The organism is Burkholderia latens (genome assembly GCF_001718795.1).
Classification (GTDB): Bacteria; Pseudomonadota; Gammaproteobacteria; order Burkholderiales; family Burkholderiaceae; genus Burkholderia; species Burkholderia latens_A.
This window is the reverse complement of the sequence record NZ_CP013435.1, coordinates 2,489,452-2,507,905: the sequence shown is the minus strand read 5'-3', so window position 1 is coordinate 2,507,905 and position 18,454 is coordinate 2,489,452. Positions and strand designations below refer to the sequence as shown.

General features: G+C 66.5%; 23 protein-coding genes and 1 tRNA gene. 13 read left to right on the top strand and 11 right to left on the bottom strand.

The features are described from left to right. Window positions 1–51: 51 nt before the first annotated feature. Window positions 52–603: a periplasmic heavy metal sensor gene (locus tag WK25_RS11650; RefSeq protein ID WP_040141361.1), complete on the bottom strand. Its 552-nt coding sequence runs from the start codon at window positions 601–603 to the stop codon at window positions 52–54. A 225-nt stretch (window positions 604–828) separates the two neighbouring features. On the opposite strand from WK25_RS11650, the gene WK25_RS11645 reads away from it, so the two are divergent. Together WK25_RS11645 and WK25_RS11640 are read left to right on the top strand one after the other, a co-directional pair. After that, window positions 829–1,554 (top strand): response regulator, encoded by a 726-nt coding sequence (locus WK25_RS11645; protein ID WP_039319657.1) that lies wholly within the window; start codon window positions 829–831, stop codon window positions 1,552–1,554. Next, on the top strand, window positions 1,538–2,854 hold the full coding sequence (locus WK25_RS11640) for an ATP-binding protein (RefSeq protein WP_040141360.1): 1,317 nt from the start codon (window positions 1,538–1,540) through the stop codon (window positions 2,852–2,854). The genes WK25_RS11645 and WK25_RS11640 overlap by 17 nt, the downstream gene beginning before the upstream one ends. Window positions 2,855–2,894: 40 nt before the next feature. On the opposite strand, the gene WK25_RS11635 is transcribed toward WK25_RS11640, so the two are convergent. Further along, complete coding sequence (locus WK25_RS11635) at window positions 2,895–3,161, bottom strand: hypothetical protein (protein ID WP_027786765.1); 267 nt, start codon at window positions 3,159–3,161, stop codon at window positions 2,895–2,897. A 493-nt stretch (window positions 3,162–3,654) separates the two neighbouring features. On the opposite strand from WK25_RS11635, the gene WK25_RS11630 reads away from it, so the two are divergent. Continuing rightward, window positions 3,655–5,412 carry an ABC transporter permease gene (locus WK25_RS11630; protein ID WP_069241625.1) on the top strand — a complete coding sequence of 586 codons (1,758 nt, stop codon included), beginning with the start codon at window positions 3,655–3,657 and terminating at the stop codon, window positions 5,410–5,412. A 22-nt stretch (window positions 5,413–5,434) separates the two neighbouring features. Beyond that, window positions 5,435–6,781: an AAA-associated domain-containing protein gene (locus WK25_RS11625; RefSeq protein WP_040141358.1), complete on the top strand. Its 1,347-nt coding sequence runs from the start codon at window positions 5,435–5,437 to the stop codon at window positions 6,779–6,781. An 88-nt stretch (window positions 6,782–6,869) separates the two neighbouring features. On the opposite strand, the gene WK25_RS11620 is transcribed toward WK25_RS11625, so the two are convergent. After that, window positions 6,870–7,364 carry a hypothetical protein gene (locus tag WK25_RS11620; protein WP_069241624.1) on the bottom strand — a complete coding sequence of 165 codons (495 nt, stop codon included), beginning with the start codon at window positions 7,362–7,364 and terminating at the stop codon, window positions 6,870–6,872. Then, entirely contained in the window at window positions 7,361–7,912 is a 552-nt protein-coding gene (locus WK25_RS11615) for a hypothetical protein (protein ID WP_040141356.1), read from the bottom strand. Before WK25_RS11615 ends, WK25_RS11620 begins: the two co-directional genes overlap by 4 nt. 288 nt (window positions 7,913–8,200) lie before the next feature. Between WK25_RS11615 and WK25_RS11610 the strand changes: the two genes are divergently transcribed. From WK25_RS11610 to WK25_RS11600, 3 genes are all read left to right on the top strand, one after another. Further along, window positions 8,201–8,398, top strand: a complete 198-nt coding sequence (locus WK25_RS11610) for a hypothetical protein (protein WP_040141355.1) — start codon at window positions 8,201–8,203, stop codon at window positions 8,396–8,398. Between the two features lie 149 nt (window positions 8,399–8,547). Beyond that, on the top strand, window positions 8,548–9,969 hold the full coding sequence (gene otsA, locus WK25_RS11605; RefSeq protein WP_069241623.1) for an alpha,alpha-trehalose-phosphate synthase (UDP-forming): 1,422 nt from the start codon (window positions 8,548–8,550) through the stop codon (window positions 9,967–9,969). Next, the gene (locus tag WK25_RS11600) at window positions 9,962–10,543 is read left to right on the top strand and encodes an AAA family ATPase (protein ID WP_069241622.1); all 582 of its coding nucleotides are present in this window, start codon (window positions 9,962–9,964) and stop codon (window positions 10,541–10,543) included. The genes otsA and WK25_RS11600 overlap by 8 nt, the downstream gene beginning before the upstream one ends. Window positions 10,544–10,605: 62 nt before the next feature. On the opposite strand, the gene WK25_RS11595 is transcribed toward WK25_RS11600, so the two are convergent. Next, complete coding sequence (locus tag WK25_RS11595) at window positions 10,606–11,973, bottom strand: MFS transporter (protein ID WP_059546313.1); 1,368 nt, start codon at window positions 11,971–11,973, stop codon at window positions 10,606–10,608. A gap of 185 nt (window positions 11,974–12,158) precedes the next feature. Then, window positions 12,159–12,539 (bottom strand): DUF5594 family protein, encoded by a 381-nt coding sequence (locus tag WK25_RS11590; RefSeq protein ID WP_040144767.1) that lies wholly within the window; start codon window positions 12,537–12,539, stop codon window positions 12,159–12,161. Between the two features lie 156 nt (window positions 12,540–12,695). Here WK25_RS11590 and WK25_RS11585 point away from each other — a divergent pair, with 156 nt between their 5' ends. After that, on the top strand, window positions 12,696–13,061 hold the full coding sequence (locus tag WK25_RS11585) for a hypothetical protein (protein ID WP_040144766.1): 366 nt from the start codon (window positions 12,696–12,698) through the stop codon (window positions 13,059–13,061). Between the two features lie 176 nt (window positions 13,062–13,237). Here the strand turns inward: WK25_RS11585 and WK25_RS11580 are convergent, their stop codons facing one another. Then, the gene (locus WK25_RS11580; RefSeq protein ID WP_059546314.1) at window positions 13,238–13,606 is read right to left on the bottom strand and encodes a hypothetical protein; all 369 of its coding nucleotides are present in this window, start codon (window positions 13,604–13,606) and stop codon (window positions 13,238–13,240) included. A 144-nt stretch (window positions 13,607–13,750) separates the two neighbouring features. Here WK25_RS11580 and eco point away from each other — a divergent pair, with 144 nt between their 5' ends. Together eco and WK25_RS11570 are read left to right on the top strand one after the other, a co-directional pair. Continuing rightward, on the top strand, window positions 13,751–14,251 hold the full coding sequence (eco, locus tag WK25_RS11575) for a serine protease inhibitor ecotin (RefSeq protein WP_069241621.1): 501 nt from the start codon (window positions 13,751–13,753) through the stop codon (window positions 14,249–14,251). A gap of 352 nt (window positions 14,252–14,603) precedes the next feature. Next, window positions 14,604–15,374: an SDR family NAD(P)-dependent oxidoreductase gene (locus tag WK25_RS11570; RefSeq protein ID WP_069241620.1), complete on the top strand. Its 771-nt coding sequence runs from the start codon at window positions 14,604–14,606 to the stop codon at window positions 15,372–15,374. A gap of 30 nt (window positions 15,375–15,404) precedes the next feature. Here WK25_RS11570 and WK25_RS11565 read toward each other — a convergent pair whose 3' ends face one another. Next, the gene (locus WK25_RS11565) at window positions 15,405–15,644 is read right to left on the bottom strand and encodes a hypothetical protein (RefSeq protein ID WP_069241619.1); all 240 of its coding nucleotides are present in this window, start codon (window positions 15,642–15,644) and stop codon (window positions 15,405–15,407) included. 618 nt (window positions 15,645–16,262) lie between these two features. On the opposite strand from WK25_RS11565, the gene WK25_RS11560 reads away from it, so the two are divergent. Continuing rightward, complete coding sequence (locus tag WK25_RS11560) at window positions 16,263–16,544, top strand: type II toxin-antitoxin system HigB family toxin (protein ID WP_069241618.1); 282 nt, start codon at window positions 16,263–16,265, stop codon at window positions 16,542–16,544. Beyond that, the gene (locus tag WK25_RS11555; protein ID WP_069241617.1) at window positions 16,532–16,963 is read left to right on the top strand and encodes a helix-turn-helix domain-containing protein; all 432 of its coding nucleotides are present in this window, start codon (window positions 16,532–16,534) and stop codon (window positions 16,961–16,963) included. The genes WK25_RS11560 and WK25_RS11555 overlap by 13 nt, the downstream gene beginning before the upstream one ends. Before the next feature lie 141 nt (window positions 16,964–17,104). Here WK25_RS11555 and WK25_RS31690 read toward each other — a convergent pair whose 3' ends face one another. The 3 genes from WK25_RS31690 to WK25_RS11545 form a co-directional block, all read right to left on the bottom strand. Then, window positions 17,105–17,251 carry an Arm DNA-binding domain-containing protein gene (locus tag WK25_RS31690; RefSeq protein ID WP_167432645.1) on the bottom strand — a complete coding sequence of 49 codons (147 nt, stop codon included), beginning with the start codon at window positions 17,249–17,251 and terminating at the stop codon, window positions 17,105–17,107. 167 nt (window positions 17,252–17,418) lie between these two features. Next, window positions 17,419–17,493, bottom strand: a tRNA-Arg gene (locus WK25_RS11550). Window positions 17,494–17,640: 147 nt separating this feature from the next. Continuing rightward, window positions 17,641–17,823, bottom strand: coding sequence for a rubredoxin (locus tag WK25_RS11545; RefSeq protein ID WP_006478164.1), 183 nt, complete (start codon window positions 17,821–17,823; stop codon window positions 17,641–17,643). A gap of 199 nt (window positions 17,824–18,022) precedes the next feature. Between WK25_RS11545 and WK25_RS11540 the strand changes: the two genes are divergently transcribed. Continuing rightward, window positions 18,023–18,427, top strand: coding sequence for a DUF4399 domain-containing protein (locus tag WK25_RS11540; RefSeq protein WP_059546339.1), 405 nt, complete (start codon window positions 18,023–18,025; stop codon window positions 18,425–18,427). Window positions 18,428–18,454: the final 27 nt, after the last annotated feature.

Sequence of the window (18,454 nt, the reverse complement as noted above, 5' to 3'; positions counted from 1 at the left end):
CCCGGGCGCCCGCGTCCCCCTCGAAGCCGCCCTGCAAGGCGGCCAGCCGGCTTACTGCGCCGGTGCCGACGCGGCCTTGGCCGCGCGGTGCTGCTCCCAGCGTTGCTTCATCTTCTCGTGACGCTGCTCCATCTGCGCGAACTGCTGCTTGAGCGCGGTGCTGACCGTCGTCTTCTGCTGGTCGTTCAGCCCGTTGTAGAACGCCAGCCATGCGGCCGCGCTTTGCTCGCGCAGCTGCGCGTTCTGCTGCTCGGCCTGCTGGCGGGCCGCATGCATCGCGTTCAGGTCGAGGATCGGCTGATTCTGCTGCGCCTTGAATTGCTCGCGCATCTGCTCGTGGCTCTTGCGCATCGCTTCATGGTTCTGCTTCATCGTGTTGACGGCCGTCTGCCACTGCTGTTCCTGCGACGCGTTGAGCTTGAGCTGGTCGTGCAGTTTCATGAGCACGCCGAACGGGCCGCCTTCATGGCCGGGGTGCATCTGGTGCATGCCGGGGCCGCCCGGCGGCGGCATGTCGTCGGGCTGCGCGGCATGCGCGGCGCCGAATGCGAGTGCGAGCACGGTGGCGGCCGCAATGGCCACGCGGGAAGTCTTCTTATACATTTCGGAAACTCCTTGAATCGAAAGGTCCGGCGATACGGTGCGCGGGGTGGTCCGCATGCCGCATCCGGTAAGACGCAGGTTAGCGGTGCACCCCCGGCCCGGTGTTACGCGGGATCGCCGCCGGGTTACCGAGCATTACAGTTCCCTTGCGCGGTAACCCGCAGTAACCCTTTCGCACCTTTGTATCGTTCTTCGACTCCGCGCTCGCGCGCTAAACTTCCAGCCATGACTACCCAGATCCTCATCGTCGACGACGACCAAGAACTCCGAGACCTGCTGCGCGACTATCTCGTGCGCCAGGGGATGGAAGTGTCCGTGCTGCACGACGCGGCGTCGCTCGAGAAGCGCCTCGAGCGCGAGCGGCCCGACCTGATCGTGCTGGACCTGATGATGCCGGGGGTGGACGGCCTGACCGCGCTGCGCCAGTTGCGCGCGGCCGGCGACGACATCCCCGTGATCATGCTGACCGCGCGCGCGGACGACGTTGACCGCATCGTCGGCCTCGAACTCGGCGCGGACGACTACCTCGGCAAGCCGTTCAATCCGCGCGAGCTGCTTGCGCGCGTGCAGGCCGTGCTGCGCCGCCGCCGTGCGACGCCTTCGGCTGCGGCGCCCGAGCAGCGCGAGCCGTTCGCGTTCGGCCGCTTCGTGCTCGACTTCCAGGCGCGCACGCTGTCGGTCGACGGCAAGCCGGCAACCCTGTCGAGCAGCGAATTCGCGCTGCTGAAAATCTTCGTAAACCACGCGCTGCGCACGCTTACGCGCGAGCGACTGCTCGAGCTGCTGCACGGGCCCGAGTACGACGGCACCGATCGCGGCATCGACGTCCAGGTGTGGCGACTGCGCCGCATCCTCGAAACGGATCCGTCGACGCCGCGCTTCATCCAGACGGTGCGCGGGCGCGGGTACGTATTCGTGCCCGACGGCGAGGCCCATGCGCAAACCCATTGATTCACTGTTCGGGCGACTGGCCCTGCTGGTCGTCGGCGTGCTGCTCCTGTCCCACTTCGCGTGGTTCTTCGCGATGCGGCTCGAGCGCCACCAGATGCAGACGCGTTACGCGGTCGAGGAGGCCGCGTTCCTCGTCGATGCGGTGCGCCAGCACGTCGAGCGCACGCCGGACCAGCCGCTGCCGTCGCGCGTGCGGCTCGTGGCGCCGGACAGCCCCGACGTCCCGAAGGGCGACGCGTCCAACCTGCCGGCACCGCTGAAGCGGTTCCGCGACGACGTGAGCGACCGGATGCCGCCGGGCACGCAGGTCGCGATCGGCGCGCCGGGCCATCCGCCGGTGCTGTGGGTCAAGGAGCCGACCGACCGGAACTGGATCGTCGTGCCGGTGCAGCCGCTGCGCCCGCCGCGTTCGCTCGACCGGATGCTGCTGTGGCTCGGCACGATCTTTTCGGCTGGCGTGATCGCCGCTCTGTTCGCGGCGTGGCAGCTGCAGCAGCCTCTGCGCTCGCTGGCGCGCGCGGTCGCGCGCTTCGGCCGCGGCCAGCCGGTGCCGCCGCTGCGCGAGCGCGGGCCGCGCGAGCTGCGCCAGCTCACGCACGGCTTCAATCAGATGGTCGAGCAGGTGTCGCAAGCGGAGAACGACCGCGCGGTGATGCTGGCCGGCGTCGCGCACGACCTGCGCACGCCGCTCGCGCGGATGCGTCTGCGCGCCGAGATGATGGATGACGCGCGGCTGCGCGATGGCGTCGTGCGCGACGTCGACTCGATGTCGCACATCGTCGACCAGTTCCTCGTGTTCGCGCACGGCGGAGCCGATCGCAGCGAGCCGGTGCCGGTCGACCAGACCTGCGAGCGGATTGCGCGCAGCTATCGTGCGGTCGCGCCGAACGCGCCGCCGGTCGAGACGCATCTGGCCGCGGACGGCGCCTTCCGGCTGCCGACCGCGACGCTCGACCGGATTCTGTCGAACCTGCTCGACAACGCGCATGCGTATGGTGCGCCGCCCGTGTTGGTCGAGACGGCGCGCACGCCGGCCGGTTATGTGCTGTCGGTCAGTGACAGCGGGGGCGGGATCGCGCCGCGCGACCTGGCGGCCGCGACGCGGCCGTTCGTGCGGCTCGACCCTGCGCGCGGCGGGAACGGCCACAGCGGGCTCGGGCTCGCGATCGTCGAGCGGCTCGTGCAACGGCTAGGCGGGACCTGCGAGATCGGCAACCGTCCCGAGGGCGGCCTGCGCGTCGCGATGACGTTTCCGTTCGACGTGGTGCCGAAGGACGAGCCTCACGCGCAGGCCGCGTAAGCGGCCAATGCGGCGCCTGCCCGGCAGGCGCCGCGCGGTATCATTCGCCGAACAGTGTGCCGAGCGTTTCGGCGGCGTTGCTGTCGATGGTGTTGTAGGTCACGCTCGTGGCCTCGAAGATATAGACGGTCGTGTAGCGGCCGAGGCGCTCCAGGATTTCCTCCTGCAGCGATTCCGGCACCACGTTCATGTTCAGGTACCACGCCGTCGACGACAGCCGGGTCTGGAACGACCCGTATTCCTGCATCAGCTCGTAGAACGCATCGGCGTCCTGATCGCGGCAGACGATCACCAAATTTCCTGCCATTCCCTTCCTCCCGCTGGTCGGTCGATGCCCGGCGGCGGTCGGTCGACCGATGCCGGGGGCCAGCCCCGATCATACCTGCTTCGCTTGACCGTCCGCTGACGGCCGGCCCGGTTTGCGCCCATGTGCGGCTGCCGGGTTCCCGGCCGGCCCGGATCACGGCATAATTCGGGGCCTGCATGCCGGCCGACAGACTGCGGCCGGGCTGCTCCGCACCGCGCCGCGCGCCGTCCGCACGCGCGCCGGGCACGATCCGTGCGCCGCCCGGCGCCGCGCCTGGCCCCGGACGGTTGAACCTGAAATACAGGTTGGTGTAGTGTCGTGCCGTCGCGGCCCGACTCGGCCTGCCGGGGCGCAGCCTGAACGCACGGCGCGTCGCGCCGGCGTGAAATCGTGAATCAATCGAATTACCGCGTCGAATTACCGCGCCCGTGCGCTTTGCCATGAATCAACATCGTCTGCCGGCTTCGTTCGGCCTTACCGGGGAGGGCGCCTGATGGACGTCGGATTCTTCAATCCGAACCGGACCGCCAACGCGTCCGCGTGGCGCGTCCTGCCGAACCGATGGGACTTCATCGCGTTCCCGCTGATCATCTGCCTGATCGCGATGGCAGTTGTCGGCTTCCATGAAACGATGGCGCCGATCGGGACCCTCCAGACCCAGAGGATTTCGCTCGATCCGGCGAACCTGCCCGAATACGCGTTGCGCACCACGCTGCGGATGCTCGCCGCGATGGTCGCGTCGCTCGCGTTCACGCTGGTGTACGGCACGCTCGCGGCCAAGAGCCGCCGTGCGGGCATGGTGCTGATCCCGGTCCTCGACATCCTGCAATCGGTGCCGGTGCTCGGCTTCATCTCGTTTACGGTCACGTTTTTCCTCGCGCTGTTTCCGAGCCGCGTGCTCGGCGCCGAGCTCGCCGCGATCTTCGCGATCTTCACGAGCCAGGCATGGAACATGACGTTCAGCTTCTACCAGTCGCTGCGCACGGTGCCGCGCGATCTGGACGAAGTGTCGCGCGGCTTCCATCTGACGTCGTGGCAGCGGTTCTGGAAGCTCGAGGTGCCGTTCTCGATGCCGGGGCTGATCTGGAACATGATGATGTCGATGTCGGGCGGCTGGTTCTTCGTCGTCGCGTCGGAGGCGATCACCGTCGGCAACCAGACGATCACGCTGCCGGGCATCGGCGCATATCTCGCGCAGGCGATCTCGGACAAGAACCTCGGCGCGATCGGCTGGGTGATCCTGACGATGACCGTCGTGATCCTCGCGTACGATCAGTTGCTGTTCCGGCCGCTGATCGCGTGGGCCGACAAGTTCCGGATGGAGAACACCGCGTCGGGCGACGCGCCGCAATCGTGGCTGCTCGACCTGGTGCGCCGCACGCGGCTGATTCATCAGCTGCTCGTGCCAGCCGGCTGGTTCTTCGCGAAGGCCGCGCGGGTTCCGCTGCGCCTGCCGCTGTCGGGGGCGATGCGCTTTACGCTGCCGAAAGTCGAGAAGAAGGCGTCGCGCACGGTCGACATCGCATGGGCGGCGCTGTTGCTGGCCGGCACCGCGTACATCGTGTGGCGTGTCGTCAGCTTCGTCGCGACCGGCGTGACGATGGCCGAGGTTGGGCACGTGATCATGCTCGGGCTGATCACGTTGTTGCGCGTGGTCGTGCTGATTGCGATCGCGTCGGTGATCTGGGTGCCGGTCGGCGTGTGGATCGGGCTGCGCCCGAAGCTCGCCGAGAAGCTGCAGCCGCTCGCGCAGTTCCTCGCCGCATTCCCGGCCAACCTGCTGTTCCCGGTGTTCGTGATCGTGATCGCACGCTTTCACCTGAACGCCGACATCTGGCTGTCGCCGCTGATCGTGCTCGGCACGCAGTGGTATATCCTTTTCAACGTGATCGCCGGCGCGACGTCCTATCCGAACGACTATCGCGAGGCGGCGACGAACTTCCGGATCCGCGGCTGGCAATGGTGGCGGCAGGCGATTCTGCCCGGCATCTTCCCGTACTACGTGACCGGCGCGATTACCGCGTCGGGCGGCGCGTGGAACGCGAGCATCGTGTCGGAAGCGGTGCAGTGGGGCACGACCCGGATCGAGGCGCACGGCCTCGGCGCGTATATCGCGCAGACCACTGCCGCCGGCGACTTCCCGAAGATCATCCTGGGCATCGCCGTGATGTCCCTGTTCGTTACCCTGTTCAACCGCCTGTTGTGGCGCCCGCTGTATGCCTTCGCCGAAGCGAAGCTGCGGCTCGACTGAGACCGATTGAGAGCGAAACGCGATGCACAATCCGAATGCTGTAAACGCCCCTGTCCAGACGTCCCAGCCGCTTCAGCCGCCGCGCCTCGGCGACGAAATCCTGCGCGTCGACCACGTGAGCCGCGGCTTCAACAAGACGCAGGGCGAGCTGCTCGTGCTCGACGATGCGAACCTGTCTTTGCGCGAAGGCGAGATCGTCGGGCTGCTCGGCCGCTCCGGGTCGGGCAAATCGACGCTGCTACGGATCATCGCGGGGCTGATCGAGCCGACCGGCGGTGAAGTCACGTATCTCGGCAAGCCGCTGCGCGGCCCGGCCGAAGGCGTCGCGATGGTGTTCCAGACCTTCGCGCTGTTCCCGTGGCTGACCGTGCTGCAGAACGTCGAAGCCGGGCTCGAGGCGCTCGGCGTCGGCGCGCGCGAACGGCGCGAGCGTGCGCTCGCCGCGATCGACCTGATCGGCCTCGACGGTTTCGAGAACGCGTATCCGCGCGAACTGTCGGGCGGGATGCGGCAGCGCGTGGGCTTCGCACGCGCGCTCGTCGTCGATCCGACGATCCTGCTGATGGACGAGCCGTTCTCCGCGCTCGACGTGCTGACGGCCGAGACGCTGCGTACCGACCTGCTCGACCTGTGGACGCAAGGCCGGATGCCGATCAAGTCGGTGCTGATCGTCACGCACAACATCGAGGAAGCGGTGTTCATGTGCGACCGGATTCTCGTGCTGTCGTCGAACCCGGGCCGCGTGATCGCCGAGATCAAGGTGCCGTTCAAGCATCCGCGCAACCGGCTGGATCCGGCGTTCCGCAAGCTCGTCGACGACATCTACGCGAAGATGACCGCGCGCCAGATCGGCGAGACGACGAAGAAGGGGCTGGAGCTCGGCAGCTGGCTGCCGCAAGTGTCGACGAACCTGATGGCCGGCCTGATCGAGACGCTGGCAATGGCGCCGTACCACGGCCGCGCGGACATGCCGGAAATCGCGCGTACCCTGCACCTTGAAGTGGACGACCTGTTCCCGATCGCAGAAGTGCTGCAGTACCTCGGTTTTGCGGACGTACGCGAAGGCGACGTGTTCCTGACGCCGCCGGGGCGCGTATTCGCCGAATTCGGCACGCAGGAACGCAAGCTGATGTTCGCGGATCATCTGCTGAAGCACGTGCCGCTCGCCGCGCGGATCAAGAAGGTGCTGAACGAACGGCCGGGCCATCGCGCGCCGCGCGTGCGGTTCGAGCAGGAGCTGGAGGATTTCCTGTCGGACGGCGCAGCCGAGGAAACGCTCGACGCGGTGATCGACTGGGGCCGTTACGGCGAGATCTTCTCCTACAACGACCAGACCGAGATCTTCAGCCTCGAGGACGTCGAGTCCTGATCGACGGGCCGGGCCGCGAGGCCCGGCATACGTCATCGTCCACCTGCGCAGCGCGTGTATTCGGGCGCCGCGCCTCGCGCCGTCGTCGTTATTGCAGACTGCCCCACCGGTCGACGGCCGGTTCCGCCGATGCCCACTTCCAGTGCGTGCCTTGCTGACACGCATTCGCGAAATACCAGTCGGCCTTGTCGCCGTCCTTCACCGAGAACGCGAATTCCTTGCATAGCGCGAGCGCCGTCGAATAAGCGCGCGTGACGCGCACTTCGCCCTCGCCGTTTTCGAGCGGCAGCGTGTTCTTCACCTTCCACGGCTTCGCTTCGCCGACAGCCAGGCCGCCCGCCGCCTGCGCGATCGCGTCCTGCTGGTTCTGATGGAGCTGCTTCATCGTGCGGTTGACGGCCTCGTCGGTCGCCGCCTGCACGGCGATGCCGACACCGACGCCGACAGCCGGGTTCGCGGTGACGAGGCCCGTCGCCGCGCCGGCGAGCGCGCCGCTTGCCGCGCCGACCGAGCCGCAGCCCGACAGCGCGACGCTGGCCGCGCACAGCGCGCCGAGCGCCGCGAGACGGATCGCGCCGCTCATTGCAGCGCGCCCCAGCGCTCGGTTGCGGGCTCCGCCGACGCCCATTTCCACACCGGACCGTCGCGGCAGATCGTCGCGACGTAGAACGCCGATTGCGCGGCCTTGTCGGCCTTCGCCGGCGTGTCGACCGCAAACACGATTTCCTTGCAGTCGAGCGGCCCGATGCTGATCATCCGGCTGACCGTCACGCGGCCCTGCTCGTCGTCCTCGATCGGGAACGAGTGGTGCGTCGACCACGGCGCGACACCGCCGACGTCGAGCGGGCCGGCCGCCTTCGCGATCTGTTCCTGCGTGTAGCGGTGCGCGACGCGCTGCGTGTACTGGACGCCCGCGCGCGCGCCGGCTACGGCGCCGAGACCGATGCCGGTTGCGACGGCTGCGTTGTTGGTGACCTTGGAAGCGATCGCGGCGCCCGCGATACCGGCGCCGGCCGTTGCGCCTTCGCTGTACAGCGAGTTGCAGCCGGACAGCAGTGCAGCCGCGGCGAGCGCGGCCAGCGCGATGCGCGCCGGCATGGCCCGGCGCGGCGGTTCGAAACGCATGTTCATCCCTGAGTGCAAGTCCTGTCTGGGTGAGCGGCGACGCATGCGCGCCCCCTTGCCGCGTCATTGTTTCGCAATCGTCGGAAGAAAATTGCAAAGCTTTGACAAATCGGCAGTGTGCGGCTCGCGCGCGTACGCGCGGCGCTATTGTCGGACAGACCGCGCGGCAGGGGTCGAATCGTTACAAATTGAAGGTAATTGTTACCTTGAAGTGCGCGTTAGCGCCCTAAACTCAATTGTCATGGAATGTTTCAACGACGGCTCCGAGCCGCACTGCATATGAGACACCCAGCCATGCGCCGTCCGAAACGGCTTGCTCCGCGGCGACCCGACGCCGACGCCGAGCGCGCGCGTCCGCAGACCGACGCGCCGGGGGCATTGCCTGCCGGTACGCCCGACGACACGCCGTCCGACGGCGATCACAACCAGGGCGGCGCACGCCCCGAAGGGCTCGATTATCAGCGCGACCTCGGTCAGGAGCAGGACGCGTGAGCCCGTCGCCACGGCATTCCGCTGCCGCATTTCATTGCGCTCTTTGTTGCATCGCTCACATCTGAATCGCCGCGCGGCCGTCCCCGGACCGCCGCGCCGCCCTGGCGCGCGCCGCGCGTCAGCCAATCGAATCGAGGAGGGAAAGCCGCATGAGCAGATTGATCGTGGTATCGAACCGTGTCGCCGTCGGCGAGGACACGCGCCCCAGCGCCGGAGGCCTCGCGGTCGGCGTGATGGACGCGCTGAAGGACACCGGAGGCGTGTGGTTTGGCTGGAACGGCGAGATCGTCGGTGCGCCCGATGCCGCCCCCGCGATCCAGCGGGACGGCAACGTCACGTATGCGACGGTCGGGCTGACCCGACGCGACTACGACCAGTACTACCGCGGCTTCTCGAACGCGACGTTGTGGCCGGTATTCCACTACCGCGGCGATCTCGCCCGCTTCGACCGGCAAGAGTATGCGGGCTATCTGCGCGTGAACGCGATGCTCGCGAAGCAGCTTGCCGCGCTGCTGCGCCCCGATGACCTGATCTGGGTGCACGACTACCATCTGCTGCCGTTCGCGCATTGCCTGCGCGAGCTCGGCGTGAAAAATCCGATCGGCTTCTTCCTGCATATTCCGTTTCCGTCGCCGGACGTGCTGCGGCTCGTGCCGCCGCACGAGGAACTCGTGAAGTTCATGTGCGCGTACGACGTCGCCGGTTTCCAGACCGACGCCGACAAGCAGGCGTTTACCGACTACATCGAGCGGCGGGGAATCGGCGCGGCCAGCGACGACGGGATGCTGCACGCGCACGGCCGCGTCGTGAAAGTCGCCGCCTATCCGATCGGCGTGCACCCCGATGCGATCGCCGAGGCGGCCGTGCAGTACGGCTCGCGCAAGCCGGTGAAGATGCTGCGCGATGCGCTCGATGGCCGCAAGCTCGTGATGAGCGTCGACCGGCTCGACTATTCGAAGGGGCTCGTCGAGCGCTTCCAGTCGTTCGAGCGGATGCTTGCGAACGCGCCGGGCTGGCAGGGCCGGGTCTCGCTCGTGCAGATCGCGCCGCCGACGCGCTCGGACGTGCAGACCTACCAACGCATCCGCGAAACGCTCGAACGCGAAGCGGGCCGCATCAATGGCCGCTTTTCGCAGCTCGACTGGGCGCCGATCCAGTACCTCAACCGCAAGTACGAGCGCAACCTGCTGATGGCGTTCTTCCGGATGTCGCAGGTCGGCTACGTGACGCCGTTGCGCGACGGGATGAATCTCGTCGCGAAGGAGTACGTCGCGTCGCAGGACCCGGCCGATCCGGGCGTGCTCGTGTTGTCCGAGTTCGCCGGTGCGGCGGCGGAGCTGAGCGGCGCGCTGCTCGTGAATCCGTACGATCTGTCGCAGATGGCCGACGCGCTCGAGCGCGCGCTGTCGATGCCGCTCGCGGAGCGGCAGGCGCGGCACCGCGACAACCTCGCGCAGCTGCGCAAGAACGATCTATCGGTATGGCGCGATACGTTCGTCGCCGACCTGCGCAGCGTCGCGGCGGCCGCATCGGTCACGCAGCGCGCGGGCCGGCGACCCGCACATGTCTGAGCGCGCGGGCGACGGCAGCGGCGCGGACGATGCGTGTCAGCGCTTTTTCGTCGTCACGGGCGGCCCCGGCTCGGGCAAGAGCTCGTTGGTGGATGCGCTGGAGCGCGGCGGCTTCGCGCGTTCGCACGAGGCCGGCCGCGGCGTGATCCGCGACCAGATGGCGATCGATGGCCCGGCGCTGCCGTGGCGCGACCGCGCCGCGTTCGCCGAACTGATGCTGACTTGGGAAATGCGCTCGTACCATCTCGCAGGCGCCGCGCGCGGGCCGGTGTTCTTCGATCGCGGCGTGCCCGACGTGATCGGCTATCTCAGGCTGACAGGGCTGCCGGTGCCTGCGCATGCGGAGGCCGCCGCGCGTCGCTTTCGCTATCACCGGCGCGTGTTCATCGCGCCGCCGTGGCCCGAGATCTACGCGCAAGACACCGAACGCCGGCAGGATTTCGCGGAAGCCGTGCGCACGTACGAAGCGATGGTCGACTGCTATACGGCGTACGGGTATCGGCTGATCGAGCTGCCGCGAGCCAGCGTGAAGGCGCGTGTGCGCTTCGTGACGGACGCGCTCGACGGCGCGTGACGCCTGATGCTTGCAGCGTGAGCGCAGTGACGGCCACGGTGGCCGCGGCTGCGCGCGTCGCGTTACTTCGCCGCATCGGGCCGCGGCGAAGCGATCCGCAGCATGCTGACCACCGCGGCGACCGCCGCGAACGCCGTGGCGACATAGAGGGCGATCGTCGGACCGCGGTCGGGCGCGAGCCCGAAAATCAGCGCGACGAGCGCGGCGCCGAGCGTCTGCCCGGTGAGCCGAGCGGTGCTCAGCATCCCGCCCGCGCCGCCGCTGCGCTCGCGCGGCGCCGACGACAGCATCGCGCGATTGTTCGGTGACTGGAACAGCCCGAAGCCCGCGCCGCACAGCGCCATGCGCCACACGATGTCGACCGTGCCCGGATGCGCGCCGATCGTCGCGAGCGACAGCAGCCCGGCCGCGAACAGCGCGAGCCCGATGCCGCCGAGGATGCCGGCCGAGTAGCGGTCCGACAGCACGCCGGCGAGCGGGGCGGCGAACACGATCACGAGTGGCCACGGGGTCATGTACAGGCCGGTATCGACCTGCGAGAACCCGAGCGAATTCTGCAGCCAGAACGGCAGCGCGACGAACGCGAGCATCTGCGACGTGAACGATGCGACCGACGTGCCGATCGACAGCGCGAACATCGGAATGCGCATCAGGTCGACCGGCAGCAGCGGTGCCGGTTGCGACAGCTGCCGCTTCACGAAGAAATAGCCGACGCCGAACGCGACGGCCAGCTCGGCTGCGACGTACGCATGGCGCTCGCCGTGACCGAGCCCGTCGACGGCCATGATCAGCAGGCCGAACACGCATGCGTTCATCAGTGCGCTCGGGAAGTCGTACGGTGCGTCGTGCAGCGGATTGGCCGGCAGCGCCCGCATGCTGCCGAACACCGCCGCGATGCCGATCGGCACGTTGACCGCGAACAGCCACGGCCACGACGCAAACGACAGGATCGCCGATGCGACGGTCGGGCCGATCGCCGACGACAGCGCGACCACCATCGCGTTGATCGACAACCCGCGTCCGAGCATCGACGACGGGTAGATCATCCGCACCAGCGCCGCGTTCACGCTCATGATGCCGGCTGCACCGAATCCCTGGATCACGCGCATCACCGCAAGCGCCGGTAGCGAGCCGGCGAGCGCGCAGCCGAGCGACGCTGCGGTGAATAGCGCGAGTCCGCTGATGTAGACGCGTCGATAGCCGATGCGCTCGCCGAGCGACGCAAGCGGCAGCAGCGTGATCGTGACCGCGAGCTGATATGCGTTGACGATCCAGATCGATGCGGCGTCGGACGCGTGCAGATCGTGCGCGATCGTCGGCAGCGCGACGTTGGCGATCGCGCCGTCGAGCACGGCGAGCGTGATGCCCAGGGCGACGCAGACGATCGCCCAATAGCGTTGGGGAAGCGGCAGGCCGGTATCGGCGTTCATGGCGGGAGCGAAAGCGTGATTGGCCGCGCGCCTGCAAGGCGGTTGCATGCGCAACCATGCTCGCGGGTGGAGGCGGCGATGAACGGCCCGGCCGTCAATGACGCGCGGGCGCGGGACCGGTCGAGTGTATCACCGGCACGCATCGCGCGACGCCTGCGCAACCGGGCGCCGGCCGGCACGTGCATTCAGCCTTCGAAGTCGAGGCCGCCCAGTCGCACGAGCGGATCGGCCTGGGTGCGCGATGCGAGATCGATGTCGCGCGCGCCTTGCCATGCGTCCAGTTTTCGCGGCAGCGCACTCAGGTAGTGCTCGAAGCGGGCGGGGCCGTCCGGTTCCATCAGCCGTTCGATTTCGTCAGTGTCCCACGTCAGTTCGAGGTTCAGCGGATGCGCGAAGCCGCTCACGTGTTCGTGCGGCGCGCTGCGGATCTGCACGCACGTCGGGTGCCCGTGCCCGCCGTACGGGACGACGTCCGCGTGAACGTGCTCGGCGAAGAAGGCGGCGATCGCCCGCGCGATGCGCGGCGCGAATTCGGTATCGAAACGGCGGGCGGTTTCGGGCTGCATGACGGCGTCTCCTGTGTGCCGAAAATCGTAGCACGGCAGCGCCGCGTTCCGGTGTGCGCGATATGCGTGATGGCGCGTTACCACTTGCTGCATCTATTACGGGCGCGCGCAGCCACAATGCATCGCATCCAGTACCACTTCGCGTGGGAGTCCATCATGAAGAAGATTGCCGCAGTATGTGTCGTTGCCGCTTCATTGGCGGCGGCCGGCCCGGCGTCCGCGCATGGCCGCGACGGGGGCGCCGTGCTTGGCGCGCTGATCGGCGGCGCGGTGCTCGGCGCGATCGTGACGTCGGCGATGAATCCGCCCGTTGCCTATCAGGCGCCCGCGTATCAGGCGCCAGCCTATCAGCCGCCGACGTACTATCAGGCGCCGGCCTACCAGCAACCGGCCTACCCGGCCTATCAGCAGGCGCAGTATCAGGACGACGACGGCGCAGGCTATTGCTACGACCGCTATCAGCGGGCGTACGTATGCGGCGCGCCCGTGGCGCGCGGCTATGCGCCGCCGGCGGGGTGGTAAGCCGGCACGCGTCTGAGACTGAGCCGGTTCGGTTCTGCCGGCGTTGCGTGACTCAGGGCGGGCGGACGACAAAAGGCCCTCGCAGTGATGCGAAGGCCTTCGTCTTTTGGCGGTCGTCGATCGGTTCGTATCCGTCTCGTGGGATGCGTGTGCGGATACAAACGGTTGCAATTGCGTCAGTGGCGATGGCCGCCGCCGTTGCCCTGGCCGTTTCCGCCGCCATCATTCCAGTCGGCGCGGCGTCCGTCGCCGCGGCCCCAGCCGCCATGACGCGCGCGCTCGCCGCGGTCGCGGTCCCAACCGCCGCGGTCGCGATTCCAACCGTCGCGTCCGCGATCCCAGCCGCGACGGTCGCGGTCCCAGTCGCGTCCGCCGCCGCCCCAGATGTTGACCGTGCCATACACGGGCGAAGGCGCGTAGGCCGGGCCGTACGCATAGCCCGGATCGGAATAGTAGGTCGGCCCGTAGCCGTATCCGGCGTCCGGCCCGACGACGCAGCCGGCCAGCAGGGCGGTGACGCCGGCGACAGCAATGAGCTTCAGCATGATGATCTCCGTTGGTTTCCGTATAAGTACCGCGCACGGGGATTGCCGGCTGTTTGCAATTGTGTCGCCAAATTACAGCGTCGTAAGGGTTTGCGACGAAAGTGTTAGCATCCGAGGCCTGTTTTGTTTATCGGGAGCACATCGATGAAATTCGCGATCCGGGCCGCGCTGGCCGCTTTCTGTGTCACGGCCGCAGCCGCCAGCGCGGCGGCACCCGCGTCGGCGCCTGTCGTGCCGGCCGAGTCGATCAAGATGTTTCCGCAGCCTGCGGCCGGCCAGCAGCGCGCGGTGATTTCGCTGCCCGCGCTCGAGAACGAAGGCGACGCGCGCGTCGAGCTGATGATCGGCAAGACGCTGCAGACCGACTGCAACCAGCAATGGTTCGGCGGCGAGCTCACCGCAGAGGACGTGAAGGGCTGGGGCTATACGTATTATCGGCTGACCGACGTGAAGGGGCCGGCATCGACGCTGATGGCGTGCCCGGGCCAGGCGCCGCAGCAGCGCTTCGTGCAGGTGCGCGGTGACGGCCAGCTTCTGCGTTACAACAGTCGCCTGCCGCTCGTCGTCTACGTGCCGGACGGATTCGAGGTGCGCTACCGCGTGTGGCATGCGTCGAAGGACGTGCAGCACGCCGTCATGCAGTAACGTACCGACGTGATCGTGCGCGGCACCTGCCGCCGCACGACCGCGCATTTGCTTCTCGCGCTTCGTTCCGGGAGTGCTGTTGTCCGCTGCGTCGCAGGCACGATCAGGTGGCGCAGCGTGGTGCGCATCGCCACGATGCACGCACGGCTCGCGCATGTCGCGCGACGCGAATTCCCGCTCCGCCATTTGTCGTGCTTCTTCAAATGGGTCCGTGATCGGTTATCTGCCTGCATGTTTCCGCTTGTGCAACATCGCGCGCCCCGGTGAGGGAACGCGGAATGCGTCGCTTCGGGATATCGGCGCGCGGGCGCGCGCCGTTACTCTGAACAGCCTCAAGCGGAGGAACAGGTACATGAAACTGCAAGGCATTCGCGCGCTCGTCACGGGCGCGGACTCCGGAATCGGTCAGGCGATCGCAACGTTGTTTGCGCAGGAAGGCGCGGACGTCGCGATCGTCTATCACACGGACCACGATGGCGCGCAGGAAACCGTGCAGCGTATCGAGGCACTCGGTCGGCGCGCATGTGCGATACAGGGCGACGTATCGGATCCGCAATCGGTTGCCGCTTTCTTTCGCGACGCGACAACCACGCTCGGCGGGCTTGAAGTGTTGGTAAACGACGCAGGTGTCGGCGCGCCCGGTGCGGCGGTCGCCGATCTCGAGGATACGCAGATCGATACCGTACTGCGGATCGATTTGCTCGGCCCGTTATATTGTTGTCGCGCGTTCGTGCGGCAACGCCGTGCGGCTGGCGGCGGCGGGCGCATCGTCAATATCTCGTCGGTCGCGCAACATCTGCCGACCCCGGAAAGCGCGCCGTACGGGATGGCGAAGGCGGGCCTCGGCTCGCTTACCCGCAGCCTGTCCCGCGAGGTGGCAGAGGACAAGATCAACGTCAACAACATCGCACCGGGGCTCATTGATACGCCGATGACGCGCGATCGCCTCGACGACCCGCACGGGCGGGACAAGTCGATGTCGGTGATTCCGTGGCACCGGCCCGGGCAGCCGGAGGAAATTGCGCGCGTCGCGCTGTTTCTTGCATCGGACGACGGCGATTACGTCACCGGGCAGACGTGGACGATCGATGGCGGCCTGACGATGCAATGGGGCGGCGCGTGAGCGGGTGCTGATGCGCCGTGCGCGGCCGCGTCAGGCGGCCGGGTCGCCGCCGCTGCGCGGTTCGACGTCGTTCGGATTGTCGAGATGGCCGGGCGGCGGTTCGTACGGGCCTTTGTCGGGTTCCGGCTTCTGCGGAATCATCGTGTCGTCCATGCTGCCGTGACCTTTCTGCCGGACGTTGCCTTTGCGGTCGATGCTCACCTCGTCGGTGGTTTGTGGCGGGTTCTTGTTGGCGGGGTCGGCTTGGTCGGCCGCGGTCGGGCGTGTCATGGGTTATCTCCGTTGGGATGTTGACGCGGGGAATATGGCGGTTATTAGCCGGCCGGCAATCGTGGCGCCGGCGCAGCGCGTGCGGATCGGCCCCGGATGGAGATAGCATCCTTCGTTCCCTGGCAGGTGCGGAGGAAGTCGTCGTGCAAATGGTTGTTTTATGCCGCGAGGTGGTGCGGGATGTGGCGCTTGACGGTTCGATCGAACGAGAGGGTGTGCAATGGCGTGCCAAGCGTGGGGCGCGGCGGGATGGAATTCGCTGTGGGGGAATCGGAAGAGGGGCGGTTAGATTTGTGGCTGGTCCCCCGACAGAATTCACGTTTCCTTATAAGGAAAGGGGTTGTGCGCTATACAATGGATTTGTGCCCCTAAAAGTGCCCCTTAAAGGAGCTGCTAAACAAACGGGGGCGAATCGTGGCACCGATTCGGTGCCTTCGCGTGTAGCTCGTTCGGACAATACGCGAAGCACATGCAAGTCGCCATCGCTTGCGCCCACGTGCCGGAAGATCCGGCGGTAGTGGGAGGCTTCATCCAGCAAGGAATGGCTTGGATGGAAGCTAAATCACCTAATGTGTAACAACGCTTGGTTGCAATCTCAGGCTGAGATACTGTCGCTTCATGCGAGTCATCTCCAACAAAGCCTTGACCGACTTCGCCGCCAAGCATCCGGACGCTGGCGTGCCGCTCCAGATATGGAGGAAGACGGTCGAGGCTGGAACATTCGGCAGCTTTGCGGACCTGAAGAAAGCTTTCAATGCGACAGACAAGGTTGGAGCGTTCTACGTGTTTGATATCGGCGGTAATAAGTTCCGGATCATTGCCGCAGTGCACTTTAATGTGCAGACGTTATATGTGCGTCATGTATTCACGCACAAGGAGTACAGCAAATGGAAGCCTTGAATCTTACGCGGAATGACATCGATGAGCTGGCCGCGCACTTCGAGGCTATCTCCCAAAAGGTGCCGCTTCATCCGATCAACTCGGATATTGAGTACGACTTCGCTGTGCGAGCGTTGAATGCGCTGCTTGACGCAGGCGCAGCTGACGAAGGGCATAGACTCGCGCCACTCGCCGCCACGCTGGGCGACTTTATCAATGAATATGATGAAGGACATCATCAACTGCCAGATGCATCTCCCGCTGATGTCCTCAGATATCTGATGCTGGAGAATGATGTCCGACAGGCTGATCTTCCTGAGATTGGGAGTCAGGGGGTTGTTTCGGAAATCCTCAGTGGGAAGCGGGAGTTGAATGTACGACAGATCGCGGCATTGGGCCGTCGATTCAATGTGAACCCAGTGGTATTCCTGCCGATCTGATTGATTCGACCGTCCACGGCGCGAGCCGTTATAAGCCCGCTGCAGCCATGCTGCGACAGCCTCCCGAGCCCGGGCGCATCACATCAAGCCCCGCCTCACGCGGGGCTTTTCATTTCTGACCGGGCGTGGTTCATGAGCGTGCTACGATCCCTCGCCGGAAAGAGGAGGCGACCCGTTCGGCATGACCTCGAGATACAAGCCCTTGCCGTCTGCCAGGCGATAGGGCTTGTCGGCCGGCTTGGCCTTGCGGATCTGCATCTCGGTCAGCGGAGTAGCGCGCTTCGGCATGGCGTGGGGGCATCGAGTTTGGGGGCATGGAGGCATGTCCCAAAAGATGCCCCCAAGTTCGGTTGCTTGTACTGGGCAACCTTGGGCAATGATGGCAGCAAAAGTCTAGGCGACACAAGGCTGTGCGCGACTTTTTGGGCAAACTTGGGAGAAGATGGGAGCCAGGTTGGTCCCCCCGACAGGAATCGAACCTGTATCTAGCGCTTAGGAGGCGCTTGTTCTATCCATTGAACTACGGGGAGGGCCATGTCCGCGATTCGGCATGCAAAAGACGCGAACGGGACGGCAATGTGGACAGCGCGCAGAGTATAGCAAACGCGCGGCGCATCGGCGGACGGAATGCGCGCCGATGCACGGCCCGGCGCGCAGCCGTCGTCAGAAATACAAGATCAGAAATCGACGACGACGAAATCTTCCTTGCCCACGTCGCACAGCGGGCAGCGCCAGTCGGCGGGAATGTCGGCGAAACGGGTGCCGGCGGGGATGCCTTCGTCGGGCAGGCCTTCTGCCTCGTTGTAGACCCACCCGCAAATCAGGCAGACCCAGCTCTGGTATTCGGTTACTTCGCTCATGTGGCGCTCGGGATGATGAAAGTCGGTGATGCCGTCCGCCGCGTGACCGCCGGACGAAAGGCGCAATGTTACCGGAATTTCGCGCAACGTCTGCGCAACGTCGTTTTAAACGTACGCATCGCGAACAACAGCCGCCATCGCGCGCGCAGGGCATGCAGTGTATGCTTCGTGGGCCTTTCAATCTGAAGGAGAAAAAACGATGCTCAACAAGAAGTGGATCGCGGGTGCGGTGTGTGTCGCGGCGCTGGCCGTGTCGACGCTCGCGCGTGCGGAGGCGCGCGTGTTCTTCGTCGAGCCGCAGGACGGCGCGACGGTCTCGAGCCCCGTTCACGTGAAATTCGGCCTCGAAGGGATGGCGCTGAAGCCGGCCGGCGACATGGCGCCGGACACCGGCCACCATCATCTGCTGATCGACGGCAAGCCGGTGCCGAAGGGCGACGTGATCCCCGCCACCGAACACTCGCTGCACTTCGGCAAGGGTCAAACCGAAACGGACGTGAAGCTGCCTCCGGGCCAGCACACGCTGACGCTGCAGCTCGGCGACGGCGCACACCGCTCGTACGGCCCCGAGCTGAGTTCGACGATCACGGTCAACGTGAAGTAAGCACCACTGCAGCTGCGGGCGCCCAGC